At 51.4% G+C, this 16,289-nt stretch carries 19 protein-coding genes; 17 read left to right on the top strand and 2 right to left on the bottom strand.

What is annotated here, in order from left to right:
• The 3 genes from BUF15_RS10370 to BUF15_RS10360 form a co-directional block, all read left to right on the top strand.
• Positions 1-299: transposase (locus BUF15_RS10370; protein ID WP_143170686.1), on the top strand; the 299-nt coding region annotated here is incomplete at its 5' end.
• Between the two features lie 121 nt (positions 300-420).
• Positions 421-1,260, top strand: a complete 840-nt coding sequence (locus BUF15_RS10365) for a nitroreductase family protein (RefSeq protein WP_084553846.1) — start codon at positions 421-423, stop codon at positions 1,258-1,260.
• A gap of 49 nt (positions 1,261-1,309) precedes the next feature.
• Positions 1,310-2,050 carry a pseudouridine synthase gene (locus tag BUF15_RS10360; protein WP_073613392.1) on the top strand — a complete coding sequence of 247 codons (741 nt, stop codon included), beginning with the start codon at positions 1,310-1,312 and terminating at the stop codon, positions 2,048-2,050.
• 19 nt (positions 2,051-2,069) lie between these two features.
• Here the strand turns inward: BUF15_RS10360 and BUF15_RS10355 are convergent, their stop codons facing one another.
• On the bottom strand, positions 2,070-3,248 hold the full coding sequence (locus BUF15_RS10355; RefSeq protein ID WP_073613391.1) for a GNAT family N-acetyltransferase: 1,179 nt from the start codon (positions 3,246-3,248) through the stop codon (positions 2,070-2,072).
• Positions 3,249-3,472: 224 nt separating this feature from the next.
• Between BUF15_RS10355 and BUF15_RS10350 the strand changes: the two genes are divergently transcribed.
• The 3 genes from BUF15_RS10350 to BUF15_RS10340 all read left to right on the top strand — a co-directional run bounded on the left by BUF15_RS10350 (position 3,473) and on the right by BUF15_RS10340 (position 5,611).
• Positions 3,473-4,414: a YcbK family protein gene (locus tag BUF15_RS10350; protein ID WP_073613390.1), complete on the top strand. Its 942-nt coding sequence runs from the start codon at positions 3,473-3,475 to the stop codon at positions 4,412-4,414.
• A 245-nt stretch (positions 4,415-4,659) separates the two neighbouring features.
• The gene (locus BUF15_RS10345; protein WP_073613389.1) at positions 4,660-4,935 is read left to right on the top strand and encodes a hypothetical protein; all 276 of its coding nucleotides are present in this window, start codon (positions 4,660-4,662) and stop codon (positions 4,933-4,935) included.
• A gap of 13 nt (positions 4,936-4,948) precedes the next feature.
• Positions 4,949-5,611 (top strand): CPBP family glutamic-type intramembrane protease, encoded by a 663-nt coding sequence (locus tag BUF15_RS10340; RefSeq protein ID WP_234981155.1) that lies wholly within the window; start codon positions 4,949-4,951, stop codon positions 5,609-5,611.
• Positions 5,612-5,733: 122 nt separating this feature from the next.
• On the opposite strand, the gene BUF15_RS10335 is transcribed toward BUF15_RS10340, so the two are convergent.
• The gene (locus tag BUF15_RS10335) at positions 5,734-6,417 is read right to left on the bottom strand and encodes a 4Fe-4S binding protein (protein WP_073613387.1); all 684 of its coding nucleotides are present in this window, start codon (positions 6,415-6,417) and stop codon (positions 5,734-5,736) included.
• 233 nt (positions 6,418-6,650) lie between these two features.
• On the opposite strand from BUF15_RS10335, the gene BUF15_RS10330 reads away from it, so the two are divergent.
• The 11 genes from BUF15_RS10330 to BUF15_RS10280 all read left to right on the top strand — a co-directional run bounded on the left by BUF15_RS10330 (position 6,651) and on the right by BUF15_RS10280 (position 16,108).
• A complete protein-coding gene (locus BUF15_RS10330) occupies positions 6,651-7,337 on the top strand; it encodes an ABC transporter ATP-binding protein (RefSeq protein ID WP_073613386.1) in 687 nt (228 codons plus the stop codon).
• A complete protein-coding gene (locus BUF15_RS10325; protein WP_084553844.1) occupies positions 7,337-9,835 on the top strand; it encodes an ABC transporter permease in 2,499 nt (832 codons plus the stop codon). Before BUF15_RS10330 ends, BUF15_RS10325 begins: the two co-directional genes overlap by 1 nt.
• The gene (locus tag BUF15_RS10320; protein ID WP_073613384.1) at positions 9,828-10,538 is read left to right on the top strand and encodes an arylesterase; all 711 of its coding nucleotides are present in this window, start codon (positions 9,828-9,830) and stop codon (positions 10,536-10,538) included. The genes BUF15_RS10325 and BUF15_RS10320 overlap by 8 nt, the downstream gene beginning before the upstream one ends.
• A gap of 11 nt (positions 10,539-10,549) precedes the next feature.
• The gene (locus BUF15_RS10315; protein WP_073613383.1) at positions 10,550-11,947 is read left to right on the top strand and encodes a sigma-54 interaction domain-containing protein; all 1,398 of its coding nucleotides are present in this window, start codon (positions 10,550-10,552) and stop codon (positions 11,945-11,947) included.
• A gap of 221 nt (positions 11,948-12,168) precedes the next feature.
• Positions 12,169-12,633 (top strand): NifB/NifX family molybdenum-iron cluster-binding protein, encoded by a 465-nt coding sequence (locus BUF15_RS10310; RefSeq protein ID WP_073613382.1) that lies wholly within the window; start codon positions 12,169-12,171, stop codon positions 12,631-12,633.
• A gap of 13 nt (positions 12,634-12,646) precedes the next feature.
• Positions 12,647-12,904, top strand: a complete 258-nt coding sequence (locus BUF15_RS10305; protein WP_073613381.1) for a DUF5320 domain-containing protein — start codon at positions 12,647-12,649, stop codon at positions 12,902-12,904.
• A gap of 25 nt (positions 12,905-12,929) precedes the next feature.
• Positions 12,930-13,301, top strand: a complete 372-nt coding sequence (locus tag BUF15_RS10300; RefSeq protein WP_073613380.1) for a response regulator — start codon at positions 12,930-12,932, stop codon at positions 13,299-13,301.
• Between the two features lie 26 nt (positions 13,302-13,327).
• Entirely contained in the window at positions 13,328-14,167 is an 840-nt protein-coding gene (locus BUF15_RS10295; protein ID WP_073613379.1) for an ATP-binding protein, read from the top strand.
• A 40-nt stretch (positions 14,168-14,207) separates the two neighbouring features.
• A complete protein-coding gene (locus tag BUF15_RS10290) occupies positions 14,208-15,113 on the top strand; it encodes an ATP-binding protein (protein WP_073613378.1) in 906 nt (301 codons plus the stop codon).
• Between the two features lie 20 nt (positions 15,114-15,133).
• On the top strand, positions 15,134-15,514 hold the full coding sequence (locus BUF15_RS10285; protein ID WP_073613377.1) for a NifB/NifX family molybdenum-iron cluster-binding protein: 381 nt from the start codon (positions 15,134-15,136) through the stop codon (positions 15,512-15,514).
• Between the two features lie 234 nt (positions 15,515-15,748).
• Positions 15,749-16,108 carry a NifB/NifX family molybdenum-iron cluster-binding protein gene (locus BUF15_RS10280; RefSeq protein ID WP_073613376.1) on the top strand — a complete coding sequence of 120 codons (360 nt, stop codon included), beginning with the start codon at positions 15,749-15,751 and terminating at the stop codon, positions 16,106-16,108.
• The last annotated feature ends 181 nt before the right edge of the window (positions 16,109-16,289 follow it).

The following is a 16,289-nucleotide window of genomic DNA, read 5'->3' as shown; positions in this document are numbered from 1 at the left end:
CCATTTACAAAGAACGATGGAAAATCGAACTGTTCTTCAAATGGATCAAACAAAATCTCAAGGTGAAAACTTTCCTCGGTACTTCAGAAAATGCTGTGTTGACGCAGCTTTGGATTGCCTTGTGTCTTTACCTTCTGCTGGCTTATTTGAAGTTCCAGGCCAATCTAGGTTTGTCACTTTCGGGTATTTTACGACTATTGCAATTGAATCTCTTTGATCGTCGATCAATGACTGATTTATTCAAGCCACCTGACAATCCACAAACTATTAAATCTCCACAGCTTTTATTGTGGAATTAACTGTGAGACAGCAGTGATGTTTGATATACTTTTTGCCAATCGTCGATTAAGAAGAGAGCAGCCGAAGGCAATATGCCGTTGGGGAATTATACATAACGCTAAAAGTAAATACAGGTGAGGAATGAGTATGCTCAGTTTTACCATTGATATAGAAACATGTATAGGTTGCGGCCAGTGTGCCAGTGACTGCCCAGCCATGATAATCAGCATGGAGACCAATCTCCCGACCATCTCCAGCGATCTGGAACAGTTCTGTATCCGCTGCATGCACTGCGTTGCCATCTGCAGCGAGGGTTCGGTTTCGATCCTGGGCTATGGGCCTGATCAGGGCGAGGAGCTGAAAGGAAAATCGCTGCCAAAGCCCGAGCAGATGGAATTGATGATTAAAGGACGTCGCGCGACCCGAAACTATCAGGATCGGAATGTTGATCCCGTCCGCATTGAAAAACTGCTTGAAGTGGCATCCCATGCGCCAAGTGGTCATAACGATCGTGGCCTGATCTATACCCTGCTTGATGATAAGGGACTGGTGTACGACTTACGGGAAAAGGCCTTTGACGAGCTCGAGAAGTTGATTGATGCCGGAAACTTGCCGGAAGGTATGGAGATGTTTATCGATATTATTGCTGCCTGGAAACAGTTCAACAAGGACATACTGTTCCGGGGCGCGCCGCATCTGCTCATTGTTTCGGCCCCGGCCGAGAACGCCAGCCCGCTGCATGATTCGATTATTGCCCTCACGACCTTTGAGCTCTATTGCGCCAGTTGGGGCCTCGGTACCATCTGGAATGGCCTGGCGACCCTGACGATTTCCGAACTGGTACCGTCTTTAAAGACGATGCTCGCCATACCGGAGGATCATGAAATCGGCTATGCCATGGGCTTTGGCCGACCGGCAATTAATTATAAACGGACGATCAACAGGGGCTTGCCCCGCATCAACCGGGTAACAGCCCTTTGATTTTTGGGCAAGCGGGCAGGCTGATACATTTTTTTAAGAGATAGACGCGATGAGACTACAAAAATTCCTTTCGGAAATCGGATTCTGTTCCCGCAGTCAGGCGGAAAACTTCATTCGGGCGGGGAAAATTCTGGTGGATGGCAAACCCGCCAAACTTGGGGACAAGGTCGACGGTACGGAAGTGATAACGGTCGACGGGCAACGGCTGCAGCTTAAGGCACCTCCAAAAAAGAAAGTAGTGATTTTTTATAAGCCAATTGGTGTGGAATGCACACTTTCGGCCATGGGTGGAGTGAAAACCTTGCTGGATTTTGATTTTGGTCCCGACCGTGTCTTCCCCATAGGCCGCATGGACAGAGATTCAGACGGTCTGCTTTTACTCACCAATGATGGCGAATTGGGCAATAAATTAGCCCACCCCAGCCATCTGCACGAGGAAGAGTACCTGGTGGTAGTTGAGAAGCCGCTTACCGCTGACCTCATTGCCGCGTTTGCTGAAGGGATTATTCATGAAGATAGCAAAATAGTCCCGCACCATGTCGAACAGCACGGTGAAAAGGTGCTGCGATGCATCCTGCATGAGGGGCGTATTCGGCACATTCGTAAAATCTGTGAGGCCATTGGTCTGAAGATCATTCATGCCAAGCGTATCCGGGTTGGTGCGATCACCCTTGGGGACCTCGAGCCAGGTACCTGGCGTGTACTCACTGACTTGGAACTCCAGGCCTTGCGACAAGGCGGTATTGCCCGGCTGGCGCGCCGCAGGGTGGCGCCTATTCGTCGCACGTAGTTAGTTGTGCCACTTATTCTCATACTGGCCGGGTGTTTTTTGCAAAAGGAAGTTGCTGGTTTAATGCCTTTATATTGGCTGATTCCATATCGTTTGCCTGGTCGATAATCTGTTCGAACAGGATTTTGAGCCGTGGATCGTATAGGCGGTGCAGGCTGGTGTTGGCAACAGCTCGAAAGCCCCTGGCGATCTTATGGGGCGAGCCGGCACCTGGGTCAAAGGTCTTGATGTTGTTGTTGATAGCCCACTCAATCGGGGCATAAAAGCACATATTGAAATGCAGGTCCTTTACCTGTGTTTCCGCTCCCCAGTAGCGGCCGATGAGATGACCGTCTTTCACCAGCAGCATCGACAGGGCGATGGGGGGCGCAGCTGAATCTGTATAGGCAGCTATGATGAGGAGGCGATGGCGATAGTTCTGAAAGAGTCGGGTAAAAAAGTCGCCATTTAAAAAACGGGCTGCCCAGGGGCCGAATCGCTCATTGGTGTTGAGATAATAACGGTACATGAGTGCGGCCATATCGGTTCCGATCTCCTGGCCGTTAAGGGGGCGAATGGTGATCCCCTGCTTGGACATGCTCCTTCGTTCCCGTATGATATTACGACGCTGGGAAGACTTGAATGTCTGCAGATAATCCTCAAATACTTCGAAATCCTGGTTTTTCCATAGGTAGGACTGATGCTTCCAACTGGCAAAATCGTGGGCCGGGAACTGCGCGAACCATAGCTCGTCGATGAAATTGAAGTGACAGCCGGATAGCTGCTGTTGCTGGCAGGAGTTATCGATAGCCGAAAGCATATTGCGAAATAGCACCTGTTTATCGACACCTTCCGCCATGAGAAACCGGTAGCCTACAGATGGCGTTGCCGGGCTCATTCCCACCAGCTTTGGATAATAGTCGATTCCATATTCAGAGGCCAGCTGCGCAAGCCAATGGTCGAAAACAAATTCGCCGCCACTGTGACTTTTTAGGTAAAACGGTGCTGCCCCGATCAACTCCTCGTGATCCCATAATGTTAAATGATACGGTTGCCAGCCGTAGCGTGGTGATATGCTGCCGGAAGCCTCCAGGTCATGCAGCCATTGCCATTCCAGCAAGGGTGTTGAAAGCGGCAATGCCAGCTTGTCCCACTGCTCACGATCTACGTCTCCAATGGCATTGAGCCAACGAACTGTCCATAACTGCTGACTTTGCATTTTTATGAGTCCTGCTCTCCAATTCGTCTTGCATCACTTGTGGAAAAGCGGCAATGTTTTTCCTGCCGTATATTTTACGAAAAGCTTCGAGCTCTGACGGTTTAACTCGGTAATTTTTTTGTTTGCTGTCTGCTATTCAAGTTTAAGGCCTCCTGAAGGGGTTGTCATGGTTTGCGCAGCATCTTATTGGGTTAGCCGAATAATTAGCATGATTCTGGGATAAAATGAAAAACAGGTATCACATTCTTGCCGTTGTTGTATTTGTTGTCGCTTTTGCTTGTGGTTTATCTGCCGCCGTTTCTTTCGCTGCGGAGCCAAAGGACCGGTTTTTTTTTATGGGTAGCGGAAAGCTGCATCTGAACAACCTGAGGAATAATCGGCACGCCGACGTCGAACTGCTTGATGGACATGGCGCGATAAATGAGGTCGCTTTTGATAAGGTCGATTGGGTTTTTGGGTTTCCAACCGAAGAAAAAGGGGAGCATATCTCACCGCGTATGCTTTTTATGCTGAGCTATTTTTCAGATCTTGTGGCGCCTGGCAAAACAATCCATATCGAATCCGCCTATCGTAGCCCTGAATATAATGACAAGATCCGCAAGCAGGGTGCCAATGCTGCAAAGACCTCCACCCACATCGACGGTATGGCGCTCGATTTCTGGATTGAAGGGGTGGATGGCAAAGAACTCTGGGAAACCGTGCGGGCGAAAAACTGTTGCGGAGTCGGACATTACGGCGGCAAGGAAATCCATCTTGATGCAGGGCGGCCGCGGTTCTGGGAGGCGGCCACCTCGGGCACCGGCAGCACAGAGCCGGATAATAACCGCCATATTTACCTGACCACTCAATATGACCGCTATCTGCCCGGAGAAAAACTCAGATTATCACTCTCCGGCATCAGTACCTTTGACTTCGGCATCCGGCCTAAAGTGCAGGTTTACGCAGTTGACGATCGTGCAATACCTCTAGCCCTGATGGCGCTGCAGAGTGACACACCAGGCGAATGCATAAAGATTGATACCCGCAAAGCAACGAGATTCCTGGATGCGCAGTTGCCAACAACTTTGGCCGCTGGCAGCTATAGAGTGCAAGTGGATTTTTGTGAAAAGCTGTTTTTGCAGATGCCGGATAATGTGCTTTCCGGCGAAATAGAAGTGATTCGATGAGGCACCTGATAACATTATGCATATAGCTGAATACCACCAGCAGTAGAGAAGAAATTTCACTTGGTTATAACAATATCGGCAAGACAAAAGGTGAGAAATCTGTTTGAATGTGGTTGATACGACGAGCTATTTTCTTGACAGAGGCTCATGCCGAAGTATTGTCTTTCTCATCATCCCGAATCATTCTGAGGATATTCGACTGGTAACCGGTAGGATATCATCTGGTACAGTTGAAAGAGGTTACTATGCCCGGTAAGCCCAAAAAGGAACAATCTGCCCCCCCGGAAATCAGCCCCTATCTTTTCCCTGCCATCCTTGCCGTGATGGGTGTGTGGTGTTTTTATGATGGGTGGTTAACATCGAACCCGGATATGCAGGAGCATCTCCTATTTAACCGCGTCGTCAGCGGAATTCTGCTGCCTTGGGCGTTGATTGATTTTATTCGTACCCGGCGGTTTGCAGCTCAAGAAGCAAAAACGACGGATTCTCAAAATTCATCTCAAGCCTGCGATGATAAGTAACCGCAGGCTCATTGTGCCCTATGCTGCACCGTTTCTGGTGTATGTGGCTCTTGCCTCGATTATCGGCGACTCGATATCACCTGAAGTAAACTATATTCTCCGCATAATTGCCTGTTCTGCTGTCCTTGTCTGGGCCTGGAAGTGGTATTTCCCCCTCACCGGTCCTCGTTCGCCAATAGGGTCGATTGGCTTTGGGGTTCTGGCCGGCGTGATCGGGGTGATTGTCTGGATTATCCTGTTAACGCCATTTGCTCCCACTACTGACGTCGACCCTTGGTCGAATACGAGTTTTGTGTTGCGATTGGCGGCTGCCGGCTTGCTGGTGCCGTTCTTTGAAGAGCTGATGATGCGGGGCTTTGTCTTCCGTCTTGCTCTGCAGTGGAGTGAGGCGCGAAAAATGAAAGAGGATGAGCCTCTGCAGGTTGCGCTTGACGAGCGAACCATTAACGATGTCCGGCCAGGAGACTGGACCTGGACTGCCGTTATTATATCAACCCTGGTCTTTGTCTCGGGGCATCAGATGTATGAGTGGCCTGCGGCAATTGGTTTTGGTCTACTCATGGCGCTGCTGCTCATTGTGCGGAAAGATTTGCTGAGTTGCATCGTGGCGCATTCGACTACGAATATATGTCTGGCCTTCTATGTGCTGAAGACGGATAGTTGGTATTTGTGGTAAAATTGATACATTGCGCGTTATTCGCTCTCCTCAGGTCAACGAAGATCATACCGACTTGATCCCTAATGAGTTGCATTCCTCTGAGTCATCATAGCGCTCGAATCGTGCAATGGTGTTGTGATCTAAATCGCTGAACACTGATCATCCTCACGTGGTGTTTTTGAAAACCGAAGAGCTCCCTTTGGACAATTTTCCACACAGTTGCCGCAGCGCATGCATTTGCCGCTGGTGACAACGCCCTTTACCTTGAACATTGCCGGGTCAGTTTCGATCGGGCAACTTTTTTGGCAGATACCGCAGCCCTTGCAATCCGGGCTTACCTCCAGCAGATATTTAGTCGGGAAGATGATTCCCTGAAAGGTTGCCATCGGGCAGATGGTGCACCATGAGCGTGGCATCCAGATGAGGCCGATGGCTATCGCCAGCACGGTGGAGATGGTCCACATAAGGACGAATGCTGCCCCTATCCGAGCCGGATCGTCCCCAGCCTGCACCAGCCGTATCCCAAGAATCCCCATCATTATCATAAAAAGAAGCCACCTCAACCACCCTGCCTTGAAAAATGGCAGTATGGGTTTTTTCATGCTGAACCGGCTCAGAATCCTTTCATGGAAGGCCCCCATGGCGCAGATCCAACCGCAGTAGAACCGACCACGGAACAGACTGACAGCGACCATGACGACCATCATGGCGATTGCTACATAGCCGAAATAGGGGAAGGCGATCCCGCCGAAAATCACGAGTGGAACCAGCGGCGTCATAAGCCATTGTATTGTTTTTCGTGACTGTTTTTCTCTTATCCTCATTTTGTGTTACCAGATGATTGTTTGCGGAGAAGTGATGCCGTGTGAAAATATTTAATTAAAAGCTAAAATTTAGACAAGGGAAAAATGTTCTTTCTTTGTGAACGATGCCTTGCCAGTCCGAATTGTGTGAGTATGTCAACAATCATTTTACAAAATCTGAGTTGTGATTATGGTTGTCCAAGGGCTGGACTTCTGAATTTATTCCATCTTTTTCTGGTGAGCAGGGGTACGCGATGCGTGAGGTTATCCTGGAGGCAAATGAACTGTCGAAAACCTACACCATAGGTGAGCGACAGGAGTCTGTGCTGGAGGCAGTTTCCCTGCAGGTGGAGGCTGGTGAGTTTGTGGTGATTTCCGGTACAAGCGGAAGCGGCAAGACTACACTACTCTCTATTCTCTCTGGGCTCGATCGGCCCAGTAGCGGGCGGGTGACTATGGCCGGTCGTGATATTACCGAGTTGAGCGAAGATGAGCTGGCCCCGGTTCGAAATGAATTGACCGGCTTCGTCTTTCAGGCCTTTCATTTGGTACCGTCGCTCAATGCTCTTGAAAATGTGATGTTTCCGGCTGAACTTAAACGAGACCCGGCGGCGAAGGACAAAGCTTCCACCTTGCTGCAAAAAGTTGGCCTTTGGCATCGCCGTCATAATTATCCGCAGCAGCTGTCTGGCGGTGAAAAACAGCGGGTGGCAATCTGCCGGGCGCTGATCAATACTCCGAAAATTATCTTTGCCGACGAGCCAACCGGCAACCTTGACTCCGAAAACTCCCGATCCATTATCGAACTGTTGCTGGAACTGCATCGTGAGCATAACACCACTCTCGTGATGGCAACCCACAGCGGTGAGGTGGCTGCCCAAGCAGATCGGATCATCCAGCTCCATGACGGCAGGTTACAAAACGGAGGAGGTGTGGGCTGATGGTGAATTTCAGGTTTCTCATAAGGGAGATGCTTGAGGCTCGCCATCAGGCAGCGATCTTTATTCTCTGCGTAGCGCTCTCCATCACCAGTTTGGTGGCACTGAATAGCTTTAAGCGCGATGTCCATCAGTCAATCACCGGTGATGCCCGGGCCTTGCATGGCGGCGATCTGATTATTCATTCCCATTATGATTTTTCCCCCGGTCTTCTTGCGGCGGTAAATTCCCTGGAGGCCGATATCGCGGGCAAGGTGCGCACCTGGCAATTCTATTCGGTGGTGCGCAATAGTGGTGATGAAACCCTGTTCAGCAATATCATGGCAGTGGAGCCGGGTTATCCCCTCTATGGTACGGTGACACTGGCCTCCGGTGCGCCTTTTGCGAAACAGCTTGCCCCCGGCACTACTGTTGTCGGTCGGGAATTGCTGGATCGTCTCGGGGTGAAGGTTGGCGATATGCTGCAAGTCGGCAAAACGAAGGTGAAAATCGTCGATGTGGTTACCCACGAATCTTCCCGGCCGGTGGATATCTTCAGCTTTGGGCCACGGGTCTTTGTGGCGGCGGCTGACCTGACTGCCATGGATCTGGTACGTACCGGCAGCCGGGTTGAGTATGAGATGCTGTTACAAGTCACCAATCAGGATCGGTTGTCGCAGGTGGTTGCTCAGCTGCAAAAAGCGGCACTCCCTGACCAGGAAAGGGTTTCCACCTTTCAAACGGCCAGATCCGGGTTGAAGCGTTTTTTTGACAATCTGCTCTTCTTTCTCTCCCTTATCTCCATTTTTACCCTGCTGTTGGCCGGGATCGGCATGCAGAGCTCGTTGTCGGCATTGTTGAGGCAAAAAGAAAAGAGTCTTGCCATTGTTCGAGCTCTGGGGGCTACCCAGAAATTTCTGTTGCTCCATTACCTGCTGGTGGTGCTGTTGTACGGTTTTGTCGGCAGTTGCCTGGGAATTGCTGCCGGGGTGGCGCTGAAATATGCTTTTCCATATCTCTTTGCCGGGATAATCCCGCCCGAGCATGTCAGCGGTCTTGGGCTGTTCGATATCGCCCAGGGCATGGTGCTCGGTTTTCTGGTGGTGCTGTTTTTCACCTTCCTGCCGCTTTACCGGCTGCGGGAGGTGAAACCCAATGTGATCTTCAGGAGCGAGTCGAGTCAGGCGCCGCGTGGATTGGTCTACTATCTTGCTATTCTGGCTGGCTTTTCTTTTTTGACGCTTCTGGTTATTCACCAGCTTGATGATTCCAGGACCGGTATCTATTTCATGGCCGGGACCAGCGGACTGATTGTATTGATAGCCGGACTGGCAAAGTTGATATTGCTGGCGCTGAAGCGTCTCTCAATTCGTACCTTGCCCTTACGGCAGGCTTTCAGAAGTCTGCTCCGGCCCGGCAACAGCACCCAGCCGGTTATTGTGACCCTTGCCTCGGCGCTCTCGGTGCTGCTGGCCATTTTCCTGGTGGAGTACAACCTGCATAGCAGCTATGTAGAGTCTTACCCGCAGGATGCACCTAACCTCTTTCTGGTGGATATACAGCCTGGTCAGCGCCAAGGTTTCACTGAAATGGTCGGTGGCAACGTGCAGTTACATCCCATTATCCGGGCCCGGCTCAAAGCGATCAACGGTGAACCGGTCAAGCGGGGCGAACAGCGACGCCGGTTCAGTGATAGCCTGACCCGGGAATTCAACCTGACCTATCGAGATGCGTTGCTGCCGGATGAGGTGGTGGAAGCGGGAGGAACGCTATATAAAATGGACAAAAAGGGTCATGCACCGTTGCAAGTCTCTATTCTCGATACAGTGGCAGAAATGGGCGATATACGGTTGGGTGACATCCTCGATTTCAATATCCAGGGTGTACCACTGAAAGCGGAGGTGACAAGTATCCGCACCCGCACGAAATCGCGGTTGTTTCCCTTTTTCTATTTCGTCTTTCCAACAGAATATCTGCAAAAGGCGCCGCAGACCCTTTTTGCCGCCATTCATGTGGAGAAGTCAGTGATCCCACAGCTTGAGAAAAAGGTGGTGGCGGCCTATCCCAATATCAGCGTAATCAATATGGCCGAGACGGCAGTCCAGTTGGGAGGCATGATGCAGAAGCTTTCCGCTATCGTCAACTTTTTTGCCCTTTTCTCGATCTTTGCCGGGGCACTTATTATCGTCAGCTCGATATTGGCGACACGTCTGGCCCGTGTACGGGAAGCGGTCTATTACAAGGTGCTGGGTGGTAAATCTGGTTTTGTTGTTTCGGTCTTTTTTTTTGAAAATATCGTTCTGGGCCTTATCAGTTCCCTGCTCGGGGTGCTCCTGGCCCAAGGGGGAAGCTGGGCATTGTGCCATTTTCTCTTTGATATCCCCTACCGGCCATACTGGGCAGCGTCGATGTTGCTGGTGGTGCTGACTCTGCTGCTGGTGGTCGGGGTGGGCATGACCAGCTCGATTTCCATCATCCGGCAAAAACCAATCGTTTTTTTACGGGAGCAGACCATTGAATAGATCATATCTCCGGAATAATAGAGTCGTCACCCTGCTGCTTCTGGTCTTGCTGTTGCTGGTTACAGGCTGTGACCGGCAGGAGGAAAAACAACAGCCGGTAACGGCGAAGGTGGAGGAGCAGTCCGAACCTTTGGGGACAATCGTTTGCGTGGGAGACAGTCTGACTGCTGGCCTTGGGGTGGAGGAGGAATTGAGCTACCCGGCCCAACTGGAGAGGCGATTGCGGGTGGACGGGTTGAATTACCAGGTTGTTAATGCCGGGGTAAGTGGTGAGACCACCAGCGGCACCCTGTCGCGGCTTGAATGGATTCTGACTATGAAGCCCGATATCGTTATCCTCGAAATCGGGGCGAATGATGGTTTGCGTGGTATTGATCCGGCGGTACCTGCAAAAAATCTGCGGGAGATCCTGCGGGTATTGAAGGAAAACGATATCATCGTGGTATTCACCGGCATGAAAATGGTGTGGAATCTGGGACCGGCCTATACGCTTGCCTTTAACGGCATCTATCCCGAGATTGCAGATGAAAACGATCTGATCTTCATGCCATTTTTCTTAGAAGATGTGGCAACAAAACGGGACCTCAATATCGAGGATGGCCTGCACCCTAACGCTAAGGGCTATGAGAAGGTGGTCGATAACCTTTACCCCTATGTACTTAAGGCGATTAAGCAGTTTGAAAAAAGTCGGGCCGGCTCGTGAAGGAAGACCCAATGACAGAGGAAAAGCCAATCGCCGATTCGGTTCAGGAGATCATTCTCGAATCCATCTCAGATGGGGTTTTTACCGTCGATCACCACTGGCGGATCACGTCGTTTAACCGGGCGGCTGAAGAAATCACCGGAGTGGAGCGAGGTGAAGCCATTGGCCGTTACTGCTGGGAGGTGTTCCGTTCCAACATGTGCGAGGTGGACTGTGCTTTGAAACGGACTATGCAGGAGGGGAAATCTTTTGTCAGTTCATCCACCTATATTATTAATGGCAGTCGAGAGCGTATTCCCATCACCGTTTCCACCGCGCCGCTTGTTAATGAGCAGGGCGAGATCCTGGGTGGGGTCGAGACGTTTCGTGACCACAGCCTGGTCGAAGAACTGCGGCGTGAACTGGCCGGGCAGTACCAGATTGGCGATATGGTCAGCCGTTCCCAGGCCATGACCCGTATTCTCTCGATTTTGCCTCAGGTCGCTGAAAGCGACTCCACTGTACTGATCAGCGGTGAAACGGGAACCGGCAAGGAACTGTTGGCGAGGGCCATCCATTCGCTTTCGAGTCGCAGCGAGAAGCTTTTTACCGCCATCAACTGCGGCGCTCTGCCGGACACCCTGCTTGAATCGGAGCTGTTCGGTTATAAGGCGGGTGCTTTTACCGGTGCGGAGAAGGATAAACCTGGACTTTTCGCCGCCGCAGCCGATGGGACCATTTTGCTTGATGAGATCGGTGAGACCAGCCAGGCCTTTCAGGTTCGGCTACTAAGAGTACTGGAAGAGCGGGAGTTTCAGCCGCTTGGCAGTGTCGAAAAAATCAAGACCACGGCCCGGATCATCGCTGCCACCAATCGTGAATTGAGCGAGATGATCGAGGCGGGCGATTTCCGAAGAGACCTCTATTATCGCATTAATATTGTGCGACTCCAGTTGCCGCCTCTGAGGGCGCGGATGGAGGACCTGCCGCTGCTGATTGACCGTTTTGTCACCCGGATGAACACCAGGCAGAATCGGACGGTGAGCGGTGTTTCCACCCGGGCCATGTCACGGCTCTTGGCTCATGATTATCCTGGCAATATCCGTGAACTGGAAAATATTATCGAACATGCATTTGTGCTCTGTCATAACGGCGAAATCGGGGTTGAGCATCTGCCTGGATATCTGCAGGATCTACCAGCGCATGATGCCGGCCGGGTTGTCCCGGATGCTCCGCTGCAGGCGCTTGACCAGGCTGTTCAATCGGCTGAAACAGAAGCTATTGTGGCTGCCTTGAAGCAGCATGGCTATAACCGCACCGCCGCCGCCAAATCGCTTGGCATGCATAAAGCCACCCTTCACCGTAAACTGAAAAAGCTGAACATCTCCCTTCCCGCTGTAGACGGGCGCTCCTCACACTTCAATGCATAGTCGCATCAGTGCGACTGAATACGACCATGTGCGACGCTTTATTGTCGCAGAGTTGCGTCTCTCGCTCTGATCTTTCCGCACATCTTCTCCCGCTAAATCTAATAACTATCTGAAAGTATGAGATTTGCTTTGCAATTCGTGCATATGCATGATTGTGGCATGTTCATTGCTTTGTATATGACAACACGATCGCGATTGCTGCACTGACGAGGGAATACGTAATGAGAGACAGGGCTGAATTGTCGGTGGCCGCAGGCGCTGGCAAGAGCGACAAAGTTGGAGTTACCGTCTGGGGTCGACGGATTTCGCCGGTGTTTGATGCTTCCCGGACGTTGCTGATCGTGGAACTCATTGCCGGCAGTCCGGTTGATTCCCAGCAGCTTCGGATTACACCGGGCCGAACCGAAGAGGTTATTCGCCTGCTCCGTGAGTGTGGGGCGCAGGCACTGATTTGCGGGGCTATTTCAGCAGAGCCCGCCAGGAAAATAGAAGATGGGGGCATTCGCTTGATCCCTTTTATCACCGGCAAGACTGAGCGAGTGCTGGCCTGGTTTGGGAGCGGAGGCTCGATTGATGGATATCAGATGCCCGGTTGTCACGAGCAGGGTAGAGGCCGAAGCGGCCATTGCTGCCGGGACGGGGGGCTTTCTCATAAGCATGGCCCCGCACATAAGAAGAACAGTTAACGGAGGTACAGCTATGCCAGGATTTGACAAAACAGGACCACAAGGTAAAGGACCAGTAACAGGTGGGGGCAGAGGAACCTGTCGACAGAATGACCAGGCAGGAGGAGGACAGGGACGAGGGGGGGGCAGAGGCCGGAAACAGGGAGCCGGAAAAGGCGGTGGCAGGGGTATGGGCCAGGGCCAAAGGCAGAGGTTTGCTGCTAACGAGGCGCAGGTAAATGAGCAAGTGAAGAGTGGACGAAATGACGGTGACACAACCACAGAAGAATAAACCGGACGTGAGGGAGGTGAGGCCGATGCAAATTCTATTGGTCAGCCGTGAGGGTGAGAGGCTGGCATCGCTTGCCGCGGGTCTCTGGACTCTGGCTGAATCTCAGATCTTCCAGGCACGTTCCAGGTCTGAGGCAATTGAGTTGCTGCAGGAGGAAGGAATCGAGCTGGTGGTGATTGACGAGCAGCTCACAGATATGAGTGGTCTTGATCTCGCGAAAATGGTCGCCCGCAAGCACCCTTTCGTCAACTGCATACTTGTCGATAACCAGTCGCCGGAAATCTTTCATGAACAGACTGAAGGGCTCGGAGTGCTCATGCAGTTGCCGAGTCCGCCGGAAATGGCGGATGCCAAATCGATCATGACTCACCTGGCCGCAATCGGAGTCTGCAGGTGAAAGGACGGGAAATAAAGGAGAGAAGCATGATCGTAACAGTAGCCAGCGGTAAAGGCGGAACCGGTAAGACCACCGTGGCGACCAGTCTTGCCTGTGCCATTTCTGATTCTGTCCATTTGCTTGACTGCGATGTGGAAGAACCCAATGTCCACATTTTTCTGCATCCAAAGATTCAATATCAAGAAACGGTCTACACCATGGTGCCGGAGGTGGATCAGGAACGGTGCAACGGCTGCCGCAAATGTGTTGATATCTGTCGGTTCAGCGCCATCACCGTTGTAGGGCAGAAGCTCTTGACCTTTCCTGAACTCTGTCATGGTTGCGTCGGCTGCATGGTGGTTTGCCCGGAAAACGCCATTACGGAAGGTGGCCGTGAGGTGGGGAAATTCGAGATCGGGCAACGGGGCGCCATTCGTTTTGGTCATGGGCTGTTGCGAATTGGCGAGGCGATGGCTCCCCCGCTGATCAGGAAGGTGCGGGAACAGATTGACGACAAAGGGATCACCATTATCGACGCGCCTCCCGGTACTTCCTGCCCGGTAATTACAGCAATGCGGGGTGTCGATTTTGTGCTGCTGGTGACTGAGCCGACACCATTTGGCCTGCACGATCTGAAGTTGGCAGTGGAGGCGGTCATAAAGCTGGGCATCCCCTGCGGAATAGTCATCAACCGCTCCGATCTTGGCGACAATGGGGTACAGGACTACGCCCAGCAACAGGGGATTCCGGTTCTGATGGAAATACCTTTTTCCAGAGAGATTGCCAGGAACTATTCGAAGGGAAGGATACTTGCCGAGCAGTCCCCCAAATGGCGGGAGAAATTCGCCGGGCTTTACGAAAAAATTAAGATCTGCGCGGCCTGTTAGCCAGACCTGTGAAAAATCCACATGAAGAAAGGAAAGCATGATGAGAGAAATTGTGGTGGTCAGCGGTAAAGGTGGTACGGGCAAGACCAGCCTTACCGCCGCCTTTGCCATGCTGGCGAAAAAGAACGTGCTCTGCGATGCTGATGTGGATGCTGCGGACCTGCATCTGCTCTTTGATCCGCAGGTGGAACAGCGCAGCAATTTTATGGGTGGCAGTCTTGCCGTAATTGACAAGGCTCGGTGTACTCTTTGCGGAAAATGTCGTGATCTCTGCAGATTTTCGGCTATATCCGCTGATTATGTGGTGGATGGAATCACCTGTGAAGGATGCGGAGTGTGTGTTGACCTGTGTCCGGAAAAGGCGATCGATTTCCCCATTCAGAAATGCGGTGAATGGTTTATCTCCTCAACCAGAGGTGGGCCCATGGTTCACGCCAGGCTGGGTATTGCCGAGGAGAACTCTGGCAAACTGGTCAGCCTTGTCCGGCAACAGGCCAGAAAAATTGCGGAAGAAAATGGGCTCGACCTGATCATTACCGACGGCCCGCCAGGCATCGGTTGTCCGGTGATTGCATCTATAGGTGGCGCATCCATGCTGGTGCTGGTGGTCGAACCCACCATGTCAGGACTGCACGATATGGACAGGGTAATAGATCTGGCGGCCCATTTCCGGGTGCCGGGAATGGTGCTGGTGAACAAATATGACTTGAATCCGGAAATGACCATGGCCATCGAAACACGGGCAAAAGAGCGCAATCTGCTGTTACTCGGGCGTATTCCTTTTGATCCGGTGTTTGTTTCTGCCATGGTCGCGGGCCAAAGTATTGTGGAAATGAAAAATGAATCGAGAGCGGCCGGGATCGTACGTGATATGTGGAAAAATATCATTGGCGCTCCGGCCATGAACATGGCGGGAATACAAAATTTTTCCGCCGCAATTCAGTAAATGCAGGAGAATGAAGCAAGATGAGCAAGATGAGAATAGCCATTCCTTCAGAAGGTGAAGGCGGTTTGGAAGGTCTGAGAGCCGGTCACTTTGGTCACTGTGATGTATTTACCTTTGTTGATCTTATGGACGGGAAAATAGCTAAGGTGACCACCATACAGAATGTTTCCCATGTGCAGGGCGGCTGCATGGTGCCGGTGAATCTGCTGGCCAGTCATAACGTGGATGCGCTTATTGTCGGCGGTATCGGCATGCGTCCGTTGATGGGTTTCAGGCAGGTAGGCATTGATGTCTACCACGAGGCGGAGCGGCATGAGATCAAACCGGTGGTTGAGGATATGATCGCCGGCAAACTCCTGATGATCTCTGATGATCAGGTTTGCGGCGGAGGCGGTAAATAGTTTTCACCATAAAACTGATCTTTTGGCCGATATCTTCGTTATGCTCTCACTTTTATCCTCTGAATATGAGACATATGCTGTGGTAAAATTTCTCGCATGCCTTGATCTCGACCAAAATCCCAAGTTTTAGAATGAAAACTTAATAGTTGGCAGGCTCCATGGGTAAGATGAAAATTGTGAGATTTTCATCTTACCCATGGAGCCTGCCGGCCTTTGAAAGATGAAGGAGTCACAATGAAAATAGCAGTTACATCAACAGGTACCGATCTCCAGTCAGCAATGGACCCAAGATTTGGCCGGGCTCGGTATATCCTGATCGTCGACACCGAAACTATGGAGGTCGAGGTGATGGATAACGAAAAGAACGTCCAGTCTTTCAAGGGCGCGGGTATTCAGGCGGCAACAGCCGTGGCCGACATGGGTGCCGAGGTGCTGCTGACCGGCTATTGCGGGCCCAATGCCTTCAAAACACTTAATGCCGGTGGCATCAAAGTAGTACAGGATGTGGCGGGTACTGTGCAGGTGGCGGTAGCTAATTTTACGAATGGCAACCTGACGTACAGCGAAGAACCAAATAGGGAAGGGCACTGGTAAGATGAACGAAAAAAGAAGACAGTTGATGACATTTCAAGATACCCTCAAAAGTCACCTGTGTAGGTAAAAACCTTACAGGCGAGTAGGGCGAAAACTTGCCTGTTTGTAGGTAGTAGTATTACTGCTAACTGAGTGAAATGCTGATTTTTTTTACGATATCCTTTCTTCTGTAGCATTTTTT

It is taken from the genome of Desulfopila aestuarii DSM 18488 (assembly GCF_900143695.1).
Classification (GTDB): domain Bacteria; phylum Desulfobacterota; class Desulfobulbia; order Desulfobulbales; family Desulfocapsaceae; genus Desulfopila; species Desulfopila aestuarii.
The sequence above is the reverse complement of the archived record's forward strand: the minus strand, read 5'-3'. Positions and strand labels throughout refer to the sequence as shown.

What these genes read in the sequence shown, in the direction of transcription:
- BUF15_RS10300 (WP_073613380.1), top strand. Translation starts at nt 12,930, where the DNA reads ATGCAAATTCTATTGGTCAGCCGTGAGGGTGAGAGGCTGGCATCGCTT.
- BUF15_RS10325 (WP_084553844.1), top strand. Translation starts at nt 7,337, where the DNA reads ATGGTGAATTTCAGGTTTCTCATAAGGGAGATGCTTGAGGCTCGCCAT.
- BUF15_RS10295 (WP_073613379.1), top strand. Translation starts at nt 13,328, where the DNA reads ATGATCGTAACAGTAGCCAGCGGTAAAGGCGGAACCGGTAAGACCACC.
- BUF15_RS10280 (WP_073613376.1), top strand. Translation starts at nt 15,749, where the DNA reads ATGAAAATAGCAGTTACATCAACAGGTACCGATCTCCAGTCAGCAATG.
- BUF15_RS10310 (WP_073613382.1), top strand. Translation starts at nt 12,169, where the DNA reads ATGAGAGACAGGGCTGAATTGTCGGTGGCCGCAGGCGCTGGCAAGAGC.
- BUF15_RS10330 (WP_073613386.1), top strand. Translation starts at nt 6,651, where the DNA reads ATGCGTGAGGTTATCCTGGAGGCAAATGAACTGTCGAAAACCTACACC.
- BUF15_RS10305 (WP_073613381.1), top strand. Translation starts at nt 12,647, where the DNA reads ATGCCAGGATTTGACAAAACAGGACCACAAGGTAAAGGACCAGTAACA.
- BUF15_RS10290 (WP_073613378.1), top strand. Translation starts at nt 14,208, where the DNA reads ATGAGAGAAATTGTGGTGGTCAGCGGTAAAGGTGGTACGGGCAAGACC.
- BUF15_RS10365 (WP_084553846.1), top strand. Translation starts at nt 421, where the DNA reads ATGAGTATGCTCAGTTTTACCATTGATATAGAAACATGTATAGGTTGC.
- BUF15_RS10355 (WP_073613391.1), bottom strand. Translation starts at nt 3,248, where the DNA reads ATGCAAAGTCAGCAGTTATGGACAGTTCGTTGGCTCAATGCCATTGGA.
- BUF15_RS10345 (WP_073613389.1), top strand. Translation starts at nt 4,660, where the DNA reads ATGCCCGGTAAGCCCAAAAAGGAACAATCTGCCCCCCCGGAAATCAGC.
- BUF15_RS10335 (WP_073613387.1), bottom strand. Translation starts at nt 6,417, where the DNA reads ATGAGGATAAGAGAAAAACAGTCACGAAAAACAATACAATGGCTTATG.
- BUF15_RS10350 (WP_073613390.1), top strand. Translation starts at nt 3,473, where the DNA reads ATGAAAAACAGGTATCACATTCTTGCCGTTGTTGTATTTGTTGTCGCT.
- BUF15_RS10285 (WP_073613377.1), top strand. Translation starts at nt 15,134, where the DNA reads ATGAGCAAGATGAGAATAGCCATTCCTTCAGAAGGTGAAGGCGGTTTG.
- BUF15_RS10315 (WP_073613383.1), top strand. Translation starts at nt 10,550, where the DNA reads ATGACAGAGGAAAAGCCAATCGCCGATTCGGTTCAGGAGATCATTCTC.
- BUF15_RS10360 (WP_073613392.1), top strand. Translation starts at nt 1,310, where the DNA reads ATGAGACTACAAAAATTCCTTTCGGAAATCGGATTCTGTTCCCGCAGT.